19 protein-coding genes are annotated in these 20644 nt (G+C 64.2%); 8 read left to right on the top strand and 11 right to left on the bottom strand.

What is annotated here, in order from left to right; translation table 11 throughout:
• Positions 1–150 precede the first annotated feature (150 nt).
• From GY769_01980 to GY769_01940, 9 genes are all read right to left on the bottom strand, one after another.
• Positions 151–816 carry a hypothetical protein gene (locus GY769_01980; GenBank protein ID MCP4200687.1) on the bottom strand — a complete coding sequence of 222 codons (666 nt, stop codon included), beginning with the start codon at positions 814–816 and terminating at the stop codon, positions 151–153.
• A gap of 136 nt (positions 817–952) precedes the next feature.
• On the bottom strand, positions 953–1258 hold the full coding sequence (locus GY769_01975) for a HigA family addiction module antidote protein (protein MCP4200686.1): 306 nt from the start codon (positions 1256–1258) through the stop codon (positions 953–955).
• A gap of 8 nt (positions 1259–1266) precedes the next feature.
• On the bottom strand, positions 1267–1548 hold the full coding sequence (locus tag GY769_01970; protein ID MCP4200685.1) for a type II toxin-antitoxin system RelE/ParE family toxin: 282 nt from the start codon (positions 1546–1548) through the stop codon (positions 1267–1269).
• A 149-nt stretch (positions 1549–1697) separates the two neighbouring features.
• Positions 1698–2186 (bottom strand): DinB family protein, encoded by a 489-nt coding sequence (locus GY769_01965; GenBank protein MCP4200684.1) that lies wholly within the window; start codon positions 2184–2186, stop codon positions 1698–1700.
• Positions 2187–2740: 554 nt separating this feature from the next.
• Entirely contained in the window at positions 2741–4822 is a 2082-nt protein-coding gene (gene fusA / locus GY769_01960; GenBank protein MCP4200683.1) for an elongation factor G, read from the bottom strand.
• A 145-nt stretch (positions 4823–4967) separates the two neighbouring features.
• Positions 4968–6344, bottom strand: coding sequence for an insulinase family protein (locus GY769_01955; protein MCP4200682.1), 1377 nt, complete (start codon positions 6342–6344; stop codon positions 4968–4970).
• Positions 6341–7618, bottom strand: coding sequence for an insulinase family protein (locus tag GY769_01950; GenBank protein ID MCP4200681.1), 1278 nt, complete (start codon positions 7616–7618; stop codon positions 6341–6343). Before GY769_01950 ends, GY769_01955 begins: the two co-directional genes overlap by 4 nt.
• A gap of 6 nt (positions 7619–7624) precedes the next feature.
• The gene (locus GY769_01945; GenBank protein MCP4200680.1) at positions 7625–8221 is read right to left on the bottom strand and encodes a hypothetical protein; all 597 of its coding nucleotides are present in this window, start codon (positions 8219–8221) and stop codon (positions 7625–7627) included.
• Positions 8222–8260: 39 nt separating this feature from the next.
• Positions 8261–8836 carry a polymer-forming cytoskeletal protein gene (locus tag GY769_01940; protein MCP4200679.1) on the bottom strand — a complete coding sequence of 192 codons (576 nt, stop codon included), beginning with the start codon at positions 8834–8836 and terminating at the stop codon, positions 8261–8263.
• Between the two features lie 135 nt (positions 8837–8971).
• Here GY769_01940 and lexA point away from each other — a divergent pair, with 135 nt between their 5' ends.
• Entirely contained in the window at positions 8972–9592 is a 621-nt protein-coding gene (lexA, locus tag GY769_01935) for a transcriptional repressor LexA (GenBank protein ID MCP4200678.1), read from the top strand.
• Between the two features lie 234 nt (positions 9593–9826).
• Complete coding sequence (locus GY769_01930; protein MCP4200677.1) at positions 9827–11203, top strand: PilT/PilU family type 4a pilus ATPase; 1377 nt, start codon at positions 9827–9829, stop codon at positions 11201–11203.
• Here GY769_01930 and GY769_01925 read toward each other — a convergent pair.
• Positions 11172–12470 (bottom strand): CCA tRNA nucleotidyltransferase, encoded by a 1299-nt coding sequence (locus GY769_01925; GenBank protein MCP4200676.1) that lies wholly within the window; start codon positions 12468–12470, stop codon positions 11172–11174. The two genes, GY769_01930 and GY769_01925, sit on opposite strands and share 32 nt — an antisense overlap.
• 126 nt (positions 12471–12596) lie before the next feature.
• Between GY769_01925 and GY769_01920 the strand changes: the two genes are divergently transcribed.
• From GY769_01920 to GY769_01910, 3 genes are all read left to right on the top strand, one after another.
• Complete coding sequence (locus GY769_01920) at positions 12597–14336, top strand: N-acetylmuramoyl-L-alanine amidase (protein MCP4200675.1); 1740 nt, start codon at positions 12597–12599, stop codon at positions 14334–14336.
• An 86-nt stretch (positions 14337–14422) separates the two neighbouring features.
• Positions 14423–15001, top strand: coding sequence for a sigma-70 family RNA polymerase sigma factor (locus GY769_01915; GenBank protein ID MCP4200674.1), 579 nt, complete (start codon positions 14423–14425; stop codon positions 14999–15001).
• Complete coding sequence (locus tag GY769_01910; GenBank protein MCP4200673.1) at positions 14998–15858, top strand: hypothetical protein; 861 nt, start codon at positions 14998–15000, stop codon at positions 15856–15858. Before GY769_01915 ends, GY769_01910 begins: the two co-directional genes overlap by 4 nt.
• Positions 15859–15891: 33 nt before the next feature.
• Here GY769_01910 and GY769_01905 read toward each other — a convergent pair whose 3' ends face one another.
• Positions 15892–17982, bottom strand: a complete 2091-nt coding sequence (locus GY769_01905) for a hypothetical protein (protein ID MCP4200672.1) — start codon at positions 17980–17982, stop codon at positions 15892–15894.
• A gap of 41 nt (positions 17983–18023) precedes the next feature.
• On the opposite strand from GY769_01905, the gene GY769_01900 reads away from it, so the two are divergent.
• From GY769_01900 to GY769_01890, 3 genes are read left to right on the top strand one after another with little or no spacing between them, the layout of a single operon-like run.
• Positions 18024–18782 carry a hypothetical protein gene (locus tag GY769_01900; protein MCP4200671.1) on the top strand — a complete coding sequence of 253 codons (759 nt, stop codon included), beginning with the start codon at positions 18024–18026 and terminating at the stop codon, positions 18780–18782.
• Between the two features lie 43 nt (positions 18783–18825).
• Positions 18826–19614: a helix-turn-helix domain-containing protein gene (locus GY769_01895; GenBank protein ID MCP4200670.1), complete on the top strand. Its 789-nt coding sequence runs from the start codon at positions 18826–18828 to the stop codon at positions 19612–19614.
• Complete coding sequence (locus GY769_01890) at positions 19611–20639, top strand: hypothetical protein (protein ID MCP4200669.1); 1029 nt, start codon at positions 19611–19613, stop codon at positions 20637–20639. The genes GY769_01895 and GY769_01890 overlap by 4 nt, the downstream gene beginning before the upstream one ends.
• The last annotated feature ends 5 nt before the right edge of the window (positions 20640–20644 follow it).

Here is a 20644-nt window from a genome sequence, read left to right as displayed (position 1 = left end):
GGTGCAGTGATGGAATGGACTCCTTGGAATCCCGCGCACGGGGTTGATGCGCCCTGCCGGTGCCAAGCCAGCCTGGGCGCAGGCGATGCAGTGCCGCCAGGGTGTGCTGCTCGATGCTCTTGCTTGGGAGTTGTCAGCTGCAAGCGCTCTTTAGGCAGCACGCCTTTCGAGCGTGCACCAGCTGACGCCCCATACTTCGGTTTCGTGGTAGCCGGATGAAGCGAGGTAGCTACCTGGATCGAGCCAGAGTGACGCTCCGCTGCCCCCGGTGGCAAGATCAAGGATTCGCGGGATGTCGTCGGTGGTGGCCCGTGACGCGGCATCCGGAGAGGAGAGATCGCGGACGCTGTTGGGCGACCAGGCTACTACGACTGGCCCCGAAGTCACCGCGTATGAGAGCCCCGATGTCTGCGCTGCACTCGCGTCCGCGTAGGCATACGCGTCGGCAACGTCCGACGGACCGTCAGCGAAGTTCACTTGGGCCCAATGCAGCCGGTCGTGCCCGCGGTTCACCGAAACTGCCACCAGCCCCGGCTCGACGCTCCAGAGATAGCAGGTACGGTTAGGCCCGAACGAATGGACTGCTTCGAACTCGAGATCTCGGATGGCACGGTCGTACTCGCTCGCGGGATCGAGGGCCGCGTGCAGCCGGCGCCCATCTGCGAGGGTAACGATCCTGAAATGAAGCTCACGCCTGGCTTCGAGTGGAAGGGGGTCTGCCCCGTGCCAATGTCGGAAGTCATCGGTGTTCGCGACGAGAATCGGCCCGCCTTCGCACCCGATCTCGCCCGTCCATTTGGCGTCTGTATCCGGCACGAGTGCTGCCTAACGAGGTTTGAGCTCACCAGCACTGCTGGCGAAGGCGGCCACCCGCAGTGAACTGGTGAACCCGAACATGGTTACGGTTGAAGAACGCATGCAGGCGGTGTCCGGTGCAGCGAGGGGTTAGGCGTCATCCGGCCTTCGCCAGGACTTCAACCTGCGCGTCGAGTAGGTTGCCTAGCCGATCCCTTTCAGACTCGAGATCGAAACGTGTCTGCAGATTCAGCCAGAAGCCATCGGTCGTTCCAAAAAAACGAGCGAGTCGAAGTGCAGTGTCGGCGGTCACGGCGCGCTTGCCATGCACGATTTCGTTGATCCGTCGCGGAGAAACGCTAATGCCCTTCGCTAGCCGGTACTGGCTAAGGCCCAGAGGCTTCAAGAACTCCTCGAGTAGAATTTCTCCGGGATGAATGGGCTCAAATGCTCGCTTCGACATGACAACTCCTAGTGATAGTCAACGATCTCAACATCGTGGGCACTACCGCTCTTCCAAACAAAACAGATCCGGTACCGGTCGTTGATTCGGATACTGTGCTGCCCCGCGCGGTCGCCTCTGAGCTTCTCCAGGCGGTTTCCGGGTGGCACTCGCAGATCCTCAATCGCTTCCGCCGCATCTAAAATCAAGAGCTTCCGGAGAGCGGCTCTCCTCAATACACCCGGAACAGCACGGCTCCGCCGCCGGGCGAAGAGCTTCTCGCTTTCCTTGTTGCGGAAGCTCCGGATCACCGCCTAATATTAACGCATAACGTTAATAGCGTCAAACGTTATGGTTCGCAATGAGGCCTAACGGATTTTGAGCTGAGCGGCGCCACGCTAGCGGCGTTCGCTCCAGCGAGTTGTTAGGCATCGCCTCGCGTTCCTTCCCGTCTGGATGGCTACCACGTCAGGCCACCAGAAGGGGCTGGCCACACGCCAAGCATTTGCCGCAGAGCGACCACCTGACCGAGGTGATAGCTGTTGTGTGCGGCAATCGCTTGAAGCACTTCTAGCCGGCTCTTCTCTCCAAGCTGCGACAAGAGATCCGCACCGCGAGACCGCCGATTTAGGGCATCTAACTCCCTGAGGAACCCTGCCACTGCCGCTTCCCACTCCGCTTCGGTTGCTGGGCTGACACTTCCGGGCCAGCCGCCACTGGCATGTTCCGGAATCGGAGGCTCTTGCCCATCCAGCCACTTCACCACCCAGTGCTGCCAGTAGGTCATATGGTTGACAAGCTGAAGAATCGAGTGCGGGAACCCGGCCGTTTGCCTGCCAGCCACTTCCCAGTCCAGACCCTCGAGTGCCGTCACGGGCCCAACGTGAATGTCTCGGCCGGTCAGGACCCGGTCGATTGCTACCTCAAGCATGCGACGATCGTCATTCATCTGTCTCTATCGTCTCTGCGATACCTAACATGTTAATCGGCATCCAGTTGGTGGATGCGAACGGTGAATCAAATGCTGCATGTTCTCTTTGGCCTCGGCCGGTTTCGGTGGCAAACAGCCTAACGCTGCCTGGCTCTGTAGAGGAAAAGACATCTCTGAATTGGCGTGTTATGCGTACCTAGAATGCACGATAACGCTGCTGTCTCGCTTCCGATCGGATATTGCGATAAGAGCACCGATGGACCCATTATTGTGAATCTTTCGGGCGACGGTAACACGATGCGTTCAGCTCTCTCGCTGAGCAGGAAGGGCCGGCCGTGTGCCTCCCGGAGCGAGCCTCTCCGTGCGAGCGGAGGGAGGTCACCGGCGGCCCACTATCGGCGCGGTGAGCCGAGATACTGCGGGAACGAGAGTTCGGTCGACACCCTTCGCTTCGCTCGAGGGCAAGCGGTGGTCGACCGCTACAAGTGCGGGGACACGGCGACCGAGTGCCGCTTCGAGAACCAGTTGGGAGGGGACACGAAGGAATCGTGTCCCCGATGATCGTGTCCCGATTACGCCTCTTCCTTCGCCTTCTGTGCCTCGGCCACCAGCTTGTCCTGGACGTTTCGCGGGACTTCCTCGTAGTGCGAGAACTCCATGTGGAAGCGGGAGCGGCCCTGGGTCATGGCGGTGAGAGCGGGGTCGTAGTTGAGCATCTCGGCCATGGGGACGAGGGCGTTGACGATCTGAGCGCCGCTCTTGGTCTCCATGCCCTGCGGGCGTCCGCGGCGTTGGGCGAGGTCGCTCATGATGTCGCCGGTGAACTCGTCCGAGGTGTTGATCTCGACCTTCATGATCGGCTCGAGCATCACCGCCGCGGCGCGGGCCATCGCGTCTTTAAACGCCAGCGAGCCGGCGATCTTGAAGGCCATCTCGGAGGAGTCGACGTCATGGTACTGGCCATCTTTGAGCCGGACGCGGAAGTCGACCACCGGGTAGCCGGCGAGGAAACCGCGCTTGCGGGCCTCCTGGATGCCTTTCTCGACGGCGGGTCGATAGGTCTGCGGTATCGAGCCTCCGAAGATCTCGTCGAGGAACTCGAAGTCTCCACCGCGCTCCGTGGGCTCCATGATGATCCGGCAATCGGCGAACTGGCCGCGGCCGCCGGACTGCTTCTTGTGGCGCCCGTGGCCGTCGGCGGGCTTGCGAATGGTCTCGCGGTAGGGGACCTTGGGGGGGTGGAGCACCACCTCGACCTTGAACCGCTCCTTGAGCTTGGCGACCGCGATCTCGATGTGGAGCTGGCCGGTGCCGGAGAGTAGATACTCGGCGGTCTCGGGGTCGCGCTCCGCGTGGAGGGTGATGTCCTCTTCCATCAGGCGGTGGAGGGCCTCGCCGATCTTCTCTTCGTCACCCTTGGCCTTGGGCTCGATGGCGTAGGCGATGGCGGGCTCGCGCTCCGCGATCCAGCCGAGCTTGATCGGCTGCTTCTTGTCGCAGAGCGTGTTTCCGCTCGCGGCCTTCTTGAGCTTGGCGACACCGCCGATATCACCGGTGATGAGATGAGGCACGGCCTCGCCGTGCTTGCCTTGCATCGAGAGCAGATGACCGAGGCGCTCATCGGTCTCTTTCTGGGTGTTCCACAGTGGCGTGTCGGATCTGACCGTGCCGCGAACCACGCGGAAGAGGGTGAGCTTGCCGGAGAAGGGGTCGCTCAGAGTCTTGAAGACCAGGGCCGCCGTCGGGCCGTCGGTGATGGTTTCGAGCTCGACCTCTTCGTCACCGATATTGAACGCCGGGAAGGTCTTTCGTTCCAGGGGGTTGGGCATGCACTCGACGATCGAGTCGAGCAGGGCCGCCGGACCGACGCCGTGAAGAGACGAGCTCAGGGTGAGCGGGAAAACCTCATGTTTGCGGATCGCCCGGCGCAGGCCGTTGAAGAGCTCTTCGGCCGATAGGCCGTCCTCGAAGAACTTCTCCAGCAGAGCGTCGTCGCTTTCGGCGACCGCTTCGATCAGCTGGGTGCGATAGGTCTCGAGGGTGTCGGCCATCGAGTCCGGGATGGGCACTTCCTTGCCGCGGCCGTTGCCATCCTTGTCGAACTCGAACGCCTTCTCGGTGACCAGATCGATGATGCCGGTGAAGTCGTCCTCGCGGCCCATCGGCAGCTGGACCGGAACCACGTTGCGGTGGAAGCGCTCTCTGAGCTCGGTCAGGATGTGCTCGAGATCGGCGCGCTCGCGGTCCATCTTGGTCAGGTGGAACATCACCGGGGCTTTGATCTCGTCGGCGTACTCCCAGACCTTCTCGGTGGAGACCTCGATGCCGGAAACCGAGTTGACGCACAGCAAGACGGCGTCGGCGGCCCGCGCGCCGGCGCGGGTTTCGGTGAAGAAGATCGAGTAGCCGGGCGTATCGATTAGGTTGATCTTGTAGCTCTTCCAGGGCACGAAGCACGGCGCCAGGCCGATGGAGATGCCGCGCTCGATCTCCTGAGCATCGAAATCGGTGGTGGTGTTGCCGTCCTCGACCTTGTTGAGCCGGTTGACGACGCCGCCCGCGTAGAGAAGCGAGCTCACAAGGGTGGTTTTACCAGTGTCGCTGTGGCCAGCGACCGCGATATTCCTTATGTTTTCAGGGCTTTCGACCTGCATTCTGGGATGCCTCCTTCTATTTTCGGGCTAGCGATCGTAGCACAGCCCGCGGGGCCCAAACCCGGCCGGGCGGGTAGGTGGGAAGGGCGATTTCGGGCAGTTCGACGCCCGGTCCTCGGGCTGTTTCGCGGCGTCCTTCGAGCGACTACGCGGAGCTGCCGGAGTCGGCCGACCGGATCACGGATACAGGTACCTCGAACCGGTCCTCGAGCTGCGCCTGGAGCTCCGTGGCGGGGCCGACGCAGACCACCAGAGCCCGGTCGGGAGTCAGGAGCTCGCGCGCGGTTTCGAGAAGCTGCTCCCCGGAAATGGCCGCGAGGGCCCGGGGGTATTTCGCATAGTAGTCGTCGGGGAGGTCGTAGACCGCGAGATCGCTCAGCCGTCCGGCGAGCCCGCGCAGGGTCTCGACGGTGTAGGGGAAGCTGCCGATCAGGTAATCCCTGGTGTCGGCGACCTCCTCGTCCCTGGGCGCCTCGTCCAGGAGGCGCCCCAGTTCGCCGAAGATCTCGTCCAGCGCCTCGCCGACGTGCTCGTTGGCGAGGGCGGTCGAGATCACGAACGGCGCCGGGCCGCTTCTCTTTCCAAACGAGCTGCGTACACCGTAGGTGAAGCCACGCTGCTCGCGCAGGTTCAGGTTGAGGCGGCTGGTGAACTTGCCGCCCAGGAGGCAGCTCAGCACGGCCGCCTCGAGATAGCGAGGATGAGCTCGATCGATACCGACATGCCCGACCCGGATCTCGGTTTGGGCCGCTCCGGGGCGGTCGACGATTTCGAGCCGGAGAGCCTGCTGCGCTACGGCCTCGATCCGGGGTCTCGAGATGGGACCGCCCGACCAGCCGGCAAAGGCTGCTTCGGCCTGCTCGATCAGTCGCTCCGAGGTCACGTTGCCAACCGCGACCAGGGTGGCACCCGCGGGTGTAACGTGCCGCGAATAGAAGTCGACTACCGCGTCCCGGTCCAGGCGCTCGAGGGAGTCATGGGTACCGATCAAAGGCGTGTCGTAGACGGTGCCAGCGTAGAGAGACCGCTCGAAGCGCATGCCGGCCACAGACGACGGCTGAGCTTCGCGCCGCTTGACCTCCGCTTGCAGCTGGCGGCGCACCCGGCCGACTTCGTGATCCGGGAAGCTCGGCTCGCGGGCGACCTCGGCGAGCAGCGCCATCCCGGTCTCGAAGTCCTTCTCGAGCACTTCGGTTTCGATGACGGTCGAGTCCCACCCGGTTCCTGTTGCCAGATATCCTCCCAGGCGCTCGATCTCGGCGGCCAGCTCGGTGCCGGTTCGCCGCGAGGTGCCTTCGTCGAGAAGCGCCGCGGTGAGAGAGGGCAGGCCCGGAGAGTCCGCCGGCGCGTGGTGCCCCCCGGCCGCGAGTAGCAGACGCAGGTGGATCATGGGCATGCCGTCGACGGCGAGCCGGAGGACGGCCACGCCGGAGCTCAGCCGGCGGTGCTCACAGGCCGGGAACTCGAAGCCTCTGGCCGGCTCGGGCGCCGGCGGGTGAGAACGGTCGAGCGGCTCGTTCAAGATGGCTCCTCGGGCAGCACCCAGAGGGTCACGGCGCGCTCGGGATCCTGGTAGCGCTGGGTGAACTCGAGGAGGTCGCTCGGCGTGACGGCGGCATAGCGCTCGAGCTCGGAGTCGACCAGCGTCGGATCGCCGTAGTGGGTAGCGAACATCGACAGCAGGTCGGCGCGGCTCTCGAAGGACTCGAGCTCATGCAGGTGCGCGACCCGGGTCCGGTTCTGGGCGCGCTCGAAGTCGGTGGCGTCGGGCGCAGAGGCGCGCCAGGCCCGCAGCGTGTCGAGGAGAACCGCCTCCGCCTCGGCCGGGTCGATGCCGGGACGTAGCGTCATGGCCGCGAGCAGGGTCGATTCGAGCTCGAGCGGCACCATGCCGACGTAGATGTCCTGGGCCATCTCGCGTTCGAGGACGAGATCGCGGTAGAGAGGGCTCGACTTGCCGCCGCAGGCGGCGACGGAATAGAGATCGCCTGCGGGCCAATCGTCCTGCGTGAGTCCGGGACCCCGCCAGGCCAGGTACAGCCTGGGCAGATTGACGGCGTCGCGAAGCTCATGGCGAATCGGCTGTGTTTCTGCGGCCGCCACCTCCGGCGTCGGCGGCTCAGGGCCACCCGGAAGGTCCCCGAAGTAGCGCTCGACCTGCTCCAGGGCGGCGTCCGCCTCGAAGTCGCCCACCAGCGTCAGGACGGCATTGTTCGGGCGGTAGTAGGTGCCGAAGAAGTCGTGGATCTCGGGAAGAGTCGTCGCGGCGATGTCGTCCATGTAGCCGATCACCGGCCAGCGGTACGGGTGGCCTTCCGGATACAGCAGCTCGTGAAGCGTCTCGAAGGCGCGGCCGTAGGGCTGGTTGTCGACGCGCTGGCGCCGCTCGTTCATGACCACGTCCTTCTGGTTCCGGAGCTTGTCCTCGTCGAGGGCCGGAAGCAGGAAGCCCATGCGGTCCGCCTCGAGCCACAGACCCAGCTCGAGGCAGTGCGAGGGCAGTGTTTCGTAGTAGTTGGTGCGGTCGTAGCTCGTCGAGCCGTTGGCGACGCCTCCCACCTGTTGGATCAGAGCGAAATGGTCGTTGGTGCCGACGTTCTGGCTGCCCTGAAAGAGCATGTGCTCGAACAGATGGGCGAAGCCCGTGCGTCCGGGACTCTCGTTCTTGGAGCCCACGTGATACCAGAGGTTGACGGCGACCAGCGGGCGCGAGCGGTCGAGCATAAGCACGACCCGTAGGCCATTGTCGAGCCTCCTTTGGACCAGATGGCTCGCGAGCTCGAAACCGGTGGCCACGCGAAGCTAGTCGGCTCGGCGCCGCCGGAAGAGGTACTCCTGCATCCCGTGGCGCAAGAGATAGGTCGACTCGACCTCGAAGTCGGGCAGGAGCTTGGCGAGCTCCGGCTCCTTGTGAAGGGCGGACCGACGCAGGAACTGCGAGCCCGCCGTGTACAGGATCGAGCCCACGTTGCGGATCTCGAATCGAGACGGCCGGTCCGGTATCTCCTTGCGGATCGAGATCATCCCGTAGAGGAGCGTCGTCGCGTGGCAAACCGGCCGGAGGCGCGACCCGAGAATGCGAATCTCGGCGTCATCGAGGTAGTCGAGCAGATCCCAGAGCAGGATCAGATCGAAGGGGTCGCTCGTCGGGATGTCGAGGTCGAGCGCCCGGCCGAGCGCTTCGGCGCGATCGGCCGGATTGGCGGATCCGAAGATCGAGCTGTTGAGATCGGCGATGAATAGCTTGCAGCTCCGCTCCGCGAAGAACGAGACGTTTGCGCCCGATGCGGGACCAAGGTCGAGCACGAAGCCGTGGTCGGAGCCGATCGGGGCCAGCGCGTGCTCCAGCGCCAGCGAGGTGTGCTCCTCGGGCTTCGCCTCGACGGCGCCGGCGGCCACGCCCTGATTCAGGGCTGATGGGCCCTGGACACGCACCTCTTACTGTCGGTTCCCTGCCGCTGAGGTAGCCCCTTGGGCCGCGGCGGGTTTCTCGGCGGCGTTGTCCGACTGGGCGGACGGCGTGGGTTGGGCGGTGGCGGCCGGCTGGACCGGGGCCGGGCCGCCGGCTCCGGCACTTGCGGCCTTTTTCGGCTTCGCAGGCGCCTCCGGCTGCGCGGCGGCAGCCGGTTCCATGTCGATCGAGCCTTTGAAGTTCGAGCCGTTCTCGAGCACCACTCGCGGGGAGACGATGTCGCCCTGGACCTTGCCCGAGGCCCGGATCACGACCTCCTGCTCACCGAACAGGTGCCCCTTGACCTCACCCTCGACGTAGACGCTGCGGCCGTAGATGTCCGCCCGGATGCGGCCGTCTTTGCCGACCGTCACGTTGTTCGACTTGAGCCGGACCTCGCCCTCGAGCTGGCCCTGAATCAACAGGTTTTCCTGACCGGTGAGGTCGCCCTTGATTCGGATGCTGGCTCCGATCACGGATGCCTGGCTGGGAGCCTGTGGGCGCGCCGCCGGGCGGGGGGCAGCGGTAACCGGCTGCGGTGTCTCTTCGTTCTTTTTCCACACGGGTCGGTTCCTCCTTGGAGTGAGCCCTGAAGCTATGCACTGGGTGGCGGAAAGTCAAGAAAACCCTTTTCTGGAAGGGGTTTCAGGGTGCCCGGGGGCTTGACTTGCGCTCCACTTGCGCCGTAGGATCGAACCATGCGGAAGTACCTGACCGAGCGACAGAAGCAGATCCTCGACTTCATTCGTGAGACCGTTGACCAGCGCGGTGTTTCGCCGACCCATCGTGAGATTTGTGAGCAATTCGGCTATTCCTCGTACGGCACCGTCAACAAGCACCTCAGACTGCTCGAGAACAAGGGGTTCTTGCGGCGCCACTGGAATCAGAAACGCGGCGTCGAGCTGGCGGACGCCAAGACCGAGGCGGCCGAAGCCCTGCAGCAGCTTCCGTTCCTGGGCCTGATCGCGGCCGGAGAACCGATCGAGGCCGTTGCCGACCACGATCGGGTCGATGTGCCCCAGCATCTGCTGACCAGCGGCAACGGCAGCAATCACTTCGTTCTCAAGGTTCGTGGTGACTCGATGATCGACGAGGGCATTCACGACGGCGATCTCGTCGTCGTGCAACGCCGTGAGGCGGCGACGGCCGGAGAGATGGTGGTTGCTCTGATCGGCAGCGACGCGACGCTCAAACGGTTCTACCCCGAAGGACCGGAGGTTCGCCTGCAGCCGGCGAACCACACCATGGGGCCGATTCGGGTTCCGGCCGCCGACGTGACGATCCAGGGCATTGTCGTCGGCCTCATGCGCAGATTCTAAACTGCGCTACCATTGGTCGACGGATTCCGCGACTTCGTTTCTATGGAAGAGGTCATAGTCCCGAGACTTTGAATGGGAGAACCTGAGTCGCCGGGTGGATTCGTCGGCGGAGATTTTGCGATGCAGCCATTTGGCCATAGCCCCCCCAAGTCGCCGGTTCCGAAACCGGCTACGACACCGACCCAACCGGCGAAGGGCAGCGCCCAAGCGCACCTGGACCAGTTGCTCCGATTGATGACCGACAAGGAAGCTTCGGATCTCCATTTGCGACCGAAGCGCCCGCCGCTGCTCAGGGTTCACGGCAAGCTGATTCCGGTGGACTCCGACCCGGTGCCCAATCGGGTCATCAACGAGATGGTGGCGGCTATTCTGACCCCGGTGCAGAAAGTTACGCTCGAAGAGAAAATGTCGGTCGATCTCGGATACGGCGTTCCCGGACTCGCGAGGTTTCGCGGCAACGTGTTTCACCAACGCGGGACGCTGGCCGCGGTCTTCCGGAGAATCCCCTACGAGATCGAGAGCATCGAGGATCTCGATTTGCCCGATGTCCTTCGCGACCTGACCCACATGAAGTCCGGTCTCGTACTCGTTACCGGTCCGACCGGAAGCGGCAAGTCGACATCGCTGGCCGCGATGCTCAAATACGTGATTCAAAACCGCCCGGTTCACGTGATCTCGATCGAGGATCCGGTCGAGTTTCTTTTTCGCGATGATGTTGCCACCGTCTCGCAGCGCCAGGTGGGAACCGACACGATCAGCTTTGCCGAAGCGCTGAGAAACGCGCTGCGGCAAGATCCGGACGTGATTCTGGTCGGAGAGATGCGCGATCCGGAAACCGTCAGCACCGTGATCACCGCCGCCGAGACCGGCCATTTGGTTTTCTCGACCCTTCACACCAACAGCGCGACGCAGTCCGTCGATCGGATCCTCGACACGTTTCCGGGAGACCAGCAGCGTCAAGTCAGGCTGCAACTGGCGCAGGTGCTCAAGAGCGTCATCTCGATGAAGCTCGTCGAGCGCCAGGACGGGAGCGGCCTGGTGGCGGCCCTCGAGATCATGCGCGCGAGTCCAAGGATCTCGAACCTCATCGAGAAGGGGGAGACCGAGCCTCTGCTCGAGGAGATCGAGTCTTCGGTGTCGTACTACCGCATGCAGTCGCTAAACCAGTCGCTGATCTCCTTGCTGGTGCATGGAACGATCTCGTACGAAGAGGCCATGCATCAGTCTCCCGATTCCGATGACTTGTCTTTGAAGCTGCGCAAGATGTTTCCCAACCTGGAAGAAGGCGGAGAGAACATGAGTCCATCAACAGCCGATTTTTCCCAGATCACCGAGCTGCAGCAGTTCCGCAAGCTCTATGAGGAGCAAGAGGAGAAGCACCATCTGCTGCTCTCTGAAAAAGACGAGGTCATCGCCGGGCTCGAGAAGGCGGTCGACGAGGAGAGGCAGGCCCTCGAGTCGAGCAGGCTGCAGATGGAGGAATTGAGCCAGCAGCAGTCGCAGTTGACCAGCGAGTACAACCGGCTACGGCAAGAGGCGCAGCAGAAGATCGATAAGCTGTCGGATCGAATCAAAGAGCTCAATCAGCGCCTGATGGCGGCCGCAAAGTAGTAGCGATCGGCTTCTGCTTGCGCAGGAAGTCCTCGGCCTCGTCACGGGTGGTGACCAGGCCGAGGGCCTGGGCACGTACCAGACCGCGAAGTGCCTCGCCGACCGCCGGGCCCGGCGCGACTCCCAAGATGCGCGCGGCCGCGTGGCCGTCGAGCAGGGGGACCGCGCCGCGCACCAGGGAAGGGTGCTCACGCGCGGTAACCTGGAGCTCGATGGCCAGCTGCCTGGCGGCCGAGACCCCGATCTCGGGCGTCATGGCGACGTGGACCGCGAGGGCCAGCGGCCAGTGGGGTCCGTGTCCAAGAATGAAGAGGCGACGGTCGTCTTCGTTTTTCGGTAGCTGGTCGGCCAGGAGCCGGATTGCCGCTCGGAGGGTCTTTCGGGTCGTCAGGCCTCGCCTCTCGAGGCCGGTGGTCGCGGTGATCGACAGTCCGTCGCTCTGGTGGGCCAGTAGCAGCGAGATCGCCGCCACTCGTCGGTCTTCCCGTCTCCACTCCCTCTCGGAGAGCTCGGCCGCGAGCAACGTGAGGTATTGATCCAGTCGGCCGGCGCTCTCGAGGAGACTGGCGGAAGCGCTCGGATCGGCGGTCTCCGGCACCAGAACCGCGAGCGCTCCCAGCTCGCTCAACGATCCCAAGGCCAGGTGTGTCGAGTCCGCCGCAAGGGTCCTGTGCAATTCGTCTCGAACTCGTTCGACGGCGGTTCGCTCGAGCCGCACCGCGGCGTCTCGCGCCGCATTCGCGGTGGTCGAGTCGATTTTGAAGCCGTCGAGAAACGTGTGAAAGCGAGCCAGGCGAAGCACCCGCAACGGGTCGCGCTCGAAGCAATCGCCCTTCGTGGCTCGTAGCATCCGTTCGGCAAGATCCGAGAGGCCGGCGAACGGGTCGTGCAGCTTCCCGTCCTCGAAGCCCCAAGCGATGGAGTTGATGGTCAGGTCCCGGCGTTCGAGGTCGGCAACCAAGCCTCCGCCCGCGCGGTCCCAGACGTCGACTTGGAAGTCTCCTGCGACCACGCGGTAGGAAGAGAACCGATCACCCCCGAGGGCGATGCAGGTGCCGGTGCTCTCCTCCGCGAGCGAGCTGGCCAGGGCACCTCCTTGGCTCGCGACCGTGATATCCAGGTCGATCGTATCGACGGACAGGACCGCGTCTCGAACGATGCCGCCGACGGCATGGCAGGCCGGATGGCCGGAGCGGCCAGCTCGGCCGGCAACAAGCGCCGCTAGAGGATGGCGCAGAATTCGTTCACCTACGGAGGCTCTGGTCAAGACTCCTGATTCTGACAGCCGAACTACGCTGCGGGACTGTTGGCATGTCGATTTGCCCGCGTACCGCCGCAGAGTCTAAAATTCAACTTTAGGATGTCGGGTCTAAATAGCTTGAAGAAAAGGCTTTTGCCTTCACGAGGCTCGAGGCGAGCGCTCCGGGCCGGCGTCATCCCGGCCCTCTTCATGCTGGCCGCGACGCCCTCGGCTGCTTCGACCTACCGCGCCCGGGTCGAGGAGGGCGTGGTCGCCACCCTGACCGAGGAGAGGAGCCTCCGACTCGAAGCCGAGCCCGAGCGGGGCGAGGGACTGCTCGGTTTCGCGTTGCGGTTTTGCGGCGAACGGGCCGCGGTCGAACGGATCTCGAAGGAAAATGGCGATATCAGCCAGCTGCTCGCCGGGGCCCGTTATCGGATCCCGTTTTCCGGGCTTCGTCCCGAGTGGCAGCTGCGGGTGGTCAAGGCGCTCTTCGCTCACGACTACGCCGCCGCCGAGGGCTGGTACCACGAGATCGGCAGCCCCGCGACGTATGGGCAGGGCAACCTTTGGCAAATGGCCGAGTGGTTTACCGGCCGGGGTGACAACTACCGGGCGATCCGACTGGAGAACAGCTTGCGCGAAGATGAGCTGACGCCCGGCCGGAGAGTTCTGATCCCGGCGAGGCTCCTGCGACCCGCGCTGCGCGCGACGCTGCCTCCTGAGTCGGCCTACTACATCGAGTACGACGAAGACGACGAGGGCGAGTACGCCGTCTACAGCCTCAAGCCCGGAGAGGCCCTCTATTCGAGCGTGGTCGTGCGTTTTACGGGGCGCGTGTATGCCGAGGACGTCAACGCCCTGGCCGGCACGATCGCCAACCGGAGCGGCATCGACCGGGTCACCGCGATCCCGATCGGATACGAAGTCAAGATCCCCTTCGAGCTGTTGGAGCCGGAGTTCTTGCCGGCGGCCGACCCCCGCAGGCGCGAATACGAGGCCGGCCTCGAAGCCAGCTCACGATACCGCAATAGTGTGACCGCCAAGCGTCTCAGCGGCGTGACCGTGATTGTGGATTCGGGGCACGGCGGCTCGGACGTCGGCGCCTCGCATGGAGACGTATGGGAGAGTCTCTACGTCTACGACGTGATGGTTCGGGTCAAGAAGTTGCTGGAAGCCGAGAGCGCCGCGGTGGTGAAGCCGACGATTCGCGACGGCGACAGGCACGTGATTGCCGGAAGCGACGTGCTGCCCGCCTCGCGTCGGCACACCGTCCTGACCAATCCCAGTTACTTGATCGAGGACTCGACCGTCGGTTTGCACCTGCGCTGGTATCTGGCGAACAGCTTCCTGCGCCAGGCGTTGAAGGCCGCGGGGGATCCCGAAAAGGTCGTCTTTCTCTCGATCCATGCGGACTCGTTGCATCCGTCGCTGCGCGGCGGCATGGCCTATATCCCAGGAGCTCGCTACGGCAAGGGATCCTACGGGCGCGAAGGAATGGCCTACGCCTCGCGCCGGGAGGTGCGGGAGAAGCCCCGGGTCGTGTTCAGCGCGGAAGAACGCGTCAAGAGCGAGGGCCTGTCGCGGGATCTGGCCGAGAGCCTCATCGACGCTCTCGACGCGCGTGGACTCGCGGTTCATGCCGACAAGCCGGTGCGCGAGAAGATCGTCCGCAAGCGCCGCGAGTGGCTCCCGGCGGTCCTGCGCTACAATGCAGTTCCGGCCAAGGTGCTGCTTGAGATCTGTAATCTGGCCAATCCCGAGGACCGCAAGTTGATTCAGACCCGGGACTTCCGACAGGGGGTGGCCGAGGCGATCGTGGACGGAATCATCGCCTACTACGGCGATGCCCGCGAATCAGAGAGCCTCTGGGCTGCGACCACGGCTCGCTAACCGGTCGCACTTTTCGGGAACTTTTTCGAGGATCCGGGGTCTGAATCATGGGAGGCCCGAAGCAAGAACCTCGAGCACCGGAGAGAATGGCTATCAGCGCATCGGCGAGTCTCAAGACGCGGGAAGCGAACCTTCTCGAGCGGCATCGCCACGGTGACACCCAGGCATTCGGCGAGCTCTACCAGCAGTTCGAGAGCATGGTGTACAACCTGGCTTTGAGAATGAGCGGCAATCCGGCCGACGCCGAGGACATCGCCCAGGAGACCTTTATTCGAGCCTACCGGCACCTCGGGAAGTTCAAGGGCAGATCGTCGCTCAAGACCTGGGTCTTTCGCATTGCCGTCAACTGCAGCAACACGCGCTTACGGCGTCGGGGAAGACACCTTGCACAGCGGGTGGATGACAGCGAATCCGAGCTCGAACGAGCGGCCGACGAGGGCCGTTCGCCCGAGGAGCGCGCCGTGGCCACCGATCTGTCGGCCTCGGTTCGGGTCGGTCTCGAGCATCTGCCGTCGCACTATCGCGAGGCCGTTTTGTTGAGGGATTTTGAAGACATGAACTACTCTGAGATTGCCGAGGTACTGGGGGTGCGCATCGGCACCGTCCGGTCGCGGATCGCCCGGGGCCGGGAGCAGCTTCGGCGCTGGTTGGAGGTGAACGTATGAGCCAGCATCTGGCGGTCGAGCTACTGTCCAGTTACGCGGACAAGGAGGTGACGCCGGCCGAGCTGCGCATGGTCGAGGGGCATCTCAGCGATTGCACGGAGTGCCGCCACAGGCTCTCCGGTTTGCGCGCGATCGCGGCAGGCGTCCGACGTTTGGAGAGCGTGGCGCCACCGCCGACCCTGTCGGCGGCAGTCGAGCGTCGTGTGCGCCTGGCGGCGCTCGAGGAGCCCCGCGGTTTCCGCCTCGAGGAGGGATTGAGACGCTGGTTGGGGCAACCGGTCCTGGCTCCCGTATTCGCGATTGTCCTGGCCCTCGGCGCGATTCTGTACCTGTTCGCTCTCGGTGTTTCCGAGCACGGCCGGACCACGACGCGCGTGATCGTGGCTTCGGCGCCCGAGGAGGAAGACAGAGAGACCCTAGGTGTGCCGGAGATCGAGCAATCGAGCCCAGGTCGCCGCGACCAAGCCAAAGCCGTGCCGATGGCTGAAGCGGCAGCGGTCGATACAGCTGGCTCGATCGAGCAGGATCGAAGGGGGGGAGTTCGTTCGAGAGCCGAAGCCGGCCAGCGCACAGCCGTCGCGGCCGAGCCCACGCCCGCGGCGTTGATGGAGGCGTCCTTCGCCGACGGTGAGACCGAGACTCGATCGCTGTCGGGGCGCGTGTTCGTCAAGGAGGCCGACGTCTGGATCGAGGTTGGACTGGAAGGCCAGGCGGCCGCGGAGTTGATCGACCTGCGTGCGGAGACCACCGACCTCGATGGCGAGCTGGCGGCCTTTCGGAGCCTCGAAAGAGTCAGGCTAAGGGTCGATGATCGGATCGTCGAGGTCATGTACCCGGCGCCCAAGCCGCAGGGGTGATCTCTTTCGGTGCGGGCTCTGTGCCGACGGCCTCTAGTCGTAGCCTTCCCAAGGCTTGATCGACTCGATACGCCAGTTGTCGCGCCCGAGGGCGACCTCCTCGCCCGGGTGCTTGCCCAGCAGGTTGTCGGCGGCTTCGGACTCATAGGAGAGAATGCCGAGGTCGGGATTGCTCTCCCAGGGTCCAAGGATGGTTACCTCGCGAGTCGATCCGTCGCCGTCGACGCTCGCGAGCACTACCGTAGCCCCGATGCGCACTTTTGACGAATCGATCTGATCGAGTGCGATCGGTTGGGCCCGGGCGAGATTGCCTTCGAGGCCATGGACCCTGGCGGAAAGGTATTCGTGTCTCTGGCGCGCCGACTTGTACTCGAAGTTCTCGCGCAGGTCACCGAGCGCCCGGGCTTCCTCGATTGCCTTGCGATTGGCCGGGATCTCGACGTAGAGGAGGTTCTTCAGCTCGGCTCGCTTCTCTTCGATGATGGCGGTCGTCGCGTAGAGGGAATTGGACGATCCGGTTCGGTAATCCGGGAAGCGCAGGTGCAGCGCGGTCAACAGCCGGTCGCGCAGATGCTCTTCGAGCGGAGTCCGCTCGAACAACTCGTGCACGCTCTCCGCCTGATCGGCCTCGAGCCGCTGGATGAGGGCTTGAGTCACGGCACCGTCCTCGAGGATGCGCTTGATGGCAACCTTGTGCTTGGAGAACTCCGGTAGGCTCTTCGAGCGAAGCAGCTGCCCGAGGGCACGGGCCGGATTGCGTTTGCCGAAGTAAGGAGTCTGTTCGAGGTGCTCGAGCAGCCAGAGGAACGCGGCCGGGCGCTTGGCCGGTTGGCTGAGGATGCGATCGACGAGCTCTTCGGCCTGCTCGCGCTCGGAAACCCACAGCTTCTGGAACAGGAAGTCGAGGACCGGAGCGTCCAGCTCGTGTGCTAGAGCGTTGCCGAAGATACCTGGCCAGTCGGTCCGAAGATCGACGAGAGCGCCGAGGCATGTGAGCCTCAGGCTGCGGTCACCGATCGCACGCACCACCGCAGCGGGATCCCTGGTGGTCTTGAGAATGTCTTCAATGGTCCAGGGAGGTCGTTCGATCACGCGGTCCGAGCGCTCGAGGGCGGCCAGGATTCGGATGGCCTCGTCCGGCTTCTTCTCTTTCCGCGCATCCGCGATCCGGACCAAGGCGTTGCCGTGCTCGAGCGCGGTCTCCGAGCCTCGCTTGGCCTCCCGGAGGAAGATCTCGAGCTTCTGTTTGAGATCCGCGCGCTCGAACTGGGCGCGTATTTCCTCGCCCGCGGCGGCCGCGCTGTCGGCCCAGCTGTAGATCTGGCGGGCACCCTTGCCGGCAGCCACGAGTTGGGGGTGGTTCCGGGCCTTGGCCCACCAGGAACTCCAGCTCTTTTCCTCGATCAGCCCGCTCAGCATGCCTTTGATTTGGGTGGCGGTCAGTTTGGGCTGACCGATCAGAATCAGCCGCAGAAGCTCCGAGGGATCCGACTTGGCGAGTGAGGCAAGCTCGTCGGGAGCTTCGATCTTCCGCCGCAAGAAGTGGTCGGAGGCGAGGGGCTCCAGGACCTTGCTGGCGGCCCCGAAGCCGATACTCAGCCCCGAGTGATTCTCGAAGTTGACCTTGAGCTTCTCGAGCTGGACATTGACCTCGACCACCTCGCCGACACCCTTGCCCTCCATGGCGACGATGGCGCCGACGTCATAGGCCAGGACGCCTCTCAGTCGGCGCACCTTCTGCCAGATTCTGGGGATGTCGTCGATGGCTCGCCTGAGGCCCATCTTGTCGGTCAAGACCTGCACGATCTCGCTGTTGGGATAGAGCTTCTCGAGAGTGGAGATGATCTCCCGGTTCAGATCTTCGGCGGTAAAGGAGATCTCGCCGGTTGCTTCGAGCAGGGTGAGCCGCTCCTCCCAGCTCCCCTGGCTGGAGAGCTGCTCGTCGAGAAGCTCGAGGAGCTGCTGGGCCACTTCGGGCCCACTGGACGAGGCCAGGGCTCGTGCGGTCGAGGTAAAAAAGCCGAGGTCGTCCGGCTCCTCGTCGAGCCGCGTCAGCCAATCATCTTCGACGGCCTCGAAGTTCTGGGCCTCGATGTGCTTCCTGGTGGTCTTGGGCAGGCTCATGGGACCTCAATAGCAACGTTTCGGCAAGGTAGAGTATCGCAATGGATCCGGCCCGTCGCGCCCAGCTCGCCGCCAGACTGAGGGAGTGCGGCGAGCTCGAGATGTTCGAGCTGATCGAGGCGGAACTGGGCGATTTGGACGCCGAGGTAGTCCGCACCGCGCTACGCAACCCACATGTTTCGAGGCGGGTTATCGAGCTCGTGCTCGCCGAGCGCCGGCTGCTCTCTTCGCACGAAGTCCAGAAGGCGCTGGCACAGCACCCAAAGACTCCCGAGCCGAGGGTCCTCAACCTGGTGCCAGGTCTGTACTGGCGGGATCTGGTGGAACTGGGTGGCAGTACGCGCGTCCGGCCGCGCGTGCGCCGGGCCGCGGAGCGGCGTCTCGCCGAGCGACTGCCGCGGCTGGGAGTCGGAGAGCGCATCGCGATCGCGCGCAAGGCCGGGGCCGGAGTCATAGGTCACCTCCTGCGCGATCCCAACCTGCGAGTGATCGGTGCGCTGCTCGAGAACCCCAGGATGACAGAGGGCCTGCTGGCGCCATTGATCAACGGCGACCGGGCTGCGCCGGAAGTCCTGGGCCGTATCGCGCGAGATCGCAAATGGGGCAGCCGGTACCCGATCCGAAATGGCATCGCCCGCAACCCGAGAGCCCCGGTCGCGACGGCTCTCGGACTGCTCGTGTACCTGAAGAAGTCCGACCTGCGCGACGTGTACGCCGATCGTCGTCTGGCGCTGGTAGTGCGGCGCAAGGCCGGACTGCTCTTGGGTATGGACACCGGAGATGGGAAGAGTGCGATTTGACCGCCTCGGCGGCCGTCAATAGAGTGTGAAGCTGGGAAGAAAAGTGACCGTACATAACAGCCGCCAGCCTCCATGGGAGGAAAACCAAAGCCGTGAGGCGGCCAGTTTCGGCACGTGGCTACGGAGCCAGCGCAAGATTCGAGAGGTTCCGCTCGGCGAGATCGCCGATGCCACCAAGATCAGCATCCGGTACCTCGAAGCGCTCGAGCAGGATCGCTTCGATGTCTTGCCGGCGTCGGTGTTCGCCAAGGGCTTTCTGCGGGAGTACGCGAGGTTCGTCGGTCTCGATCCGGACGAGGTGGTCAACTCCTACCTCACCGCGCAGCAGGCCTCCACGGATTCCGAACCCGGTGACGACTCCGAAAGGGCCAAGCCGCGGACCAAGGAGTCCAAGAACACCTGGCTGTTGATTCTGGCTTTGCTCGTGGCCCTGGTTTTGATCGCGTTCCTCATCTACTGGGGGGGGACGCAAAACCGGGAAGAGGCGACCGCGCCGACGATCGCGGCGCCGGTTCTACCGCCGGCACCGCCGCAGCCGGTCGACGACACCGCGACGCCGTCGGCGGCCTTGGTCGTAACCATGGACTTCACGGAGGACTGCTGGGTGGAGGCTTCGGTGGACGGCCGGCGCCGCATCAGTGAGCTCCACGTTCAGGGGGAGTCCATGCGACTGGAGGCGGATGAAGAGGTACGCCTTACGCTCGGCAATCCTGAGGGTGTTCGAGTCGAGGTCAACGGCGAACCGTACACGCTGCCGCCGTCCGATCGGGAGGTTACCCGGGACCTGGTCATCAACCGCGACGACCTCGGGTCGGACTCGGCTTCTCGATGACACACGACGATCTCCACGGACTGGCCCTTGAGGTCCTCGAGGGCGGCGACGAGGCGAAGCTGCTTGCGGCCTCGGGTCTCTTGCCGCTGCCGCCCGAGCAGTTGATCCAGCTCCAGGTCCGGCTCACCGAGGGGGCGCAGGAGGAAATCCGCCGCAAGGCTGCCGAGTCCTTAGGCGGCCTCCAGCCGAGGATCGCGGCAGCTCTGATCGAGGACGGCACCACACCCGAGGTGATGACCTATCTCGGGCGTCACCTCCGCCATCCGGTGGTGCTCGAGGCGATTCTGCGGAGGCGTCAGACATCTCCCGAGCTACTGAGCGAGCTGGCCGCAGTCCTCGATCCCGAGCTGCAGGAAGTTCTCCTCCTGCGGCAAGACGTGATCGTGGAGTTCCCGGAGCTCCTCGTCGAGCTCGAGCAGAACCCGCAGGCGACCGCCTATACCAAGAGGCGAATCAACGAGTACCGGGAACATTTGCTGCCAAGGGAGAGGCGACCCCGCAAGTCGCGTGCGGAGCTCGAGCAGGATGCCGACGCGGTCACCGACGAGGAACTGGCCGAGGCAATCGAGGAGGTCAGGGGTGCGGTCCCGGCGGAAGGCGACAGGGACGAGACCATCGGACTGACCGAGTCGCAGATTCGAACCTTGCCCATTCCAGTCCGCTTGCGGCTCACCCGGGGCGCGTCGAAGGGGCTTCGCGGCATACTGATCAAGGACCAGAATCCCATGGTCGCGACTTCGGTTCTGCACAACAGCCCGGTCAACGAGCTGGAGGTGGAGCAGATTGCCAACAACCGAGCGGTTACTTCAGAGGTTCTGGATACGATTGGGAAGTCCAGGTCCTGGATGCGTAAGTACTCGATCATGCTCGCACTGGCAAAGAACCCGCGCACGCCGGCCGGGATGGCCGCCCGCCTAGTGCCGCGCCTTTCCGTTCGGGACCTGCAGCAGCTCTCCCGGGACCGCAACGTGGCGAATGCCGTTCGAAGCACCGCGCTCAGGTTGTATAGAATAAAGCGAAATTGAGCGCT

This window comes from bacterium (assembly GCA_024224155.1).
GTDB lineage: Bacteria > Acidobacteriota > Thermoanaerobaculia > Multivoradales > JAHEKO01 > CALZIK01.
Note: the sequence above shows the minus strand (reverse complement) of the source record. Positions and strands in the feature narration are given on the sequence as shown.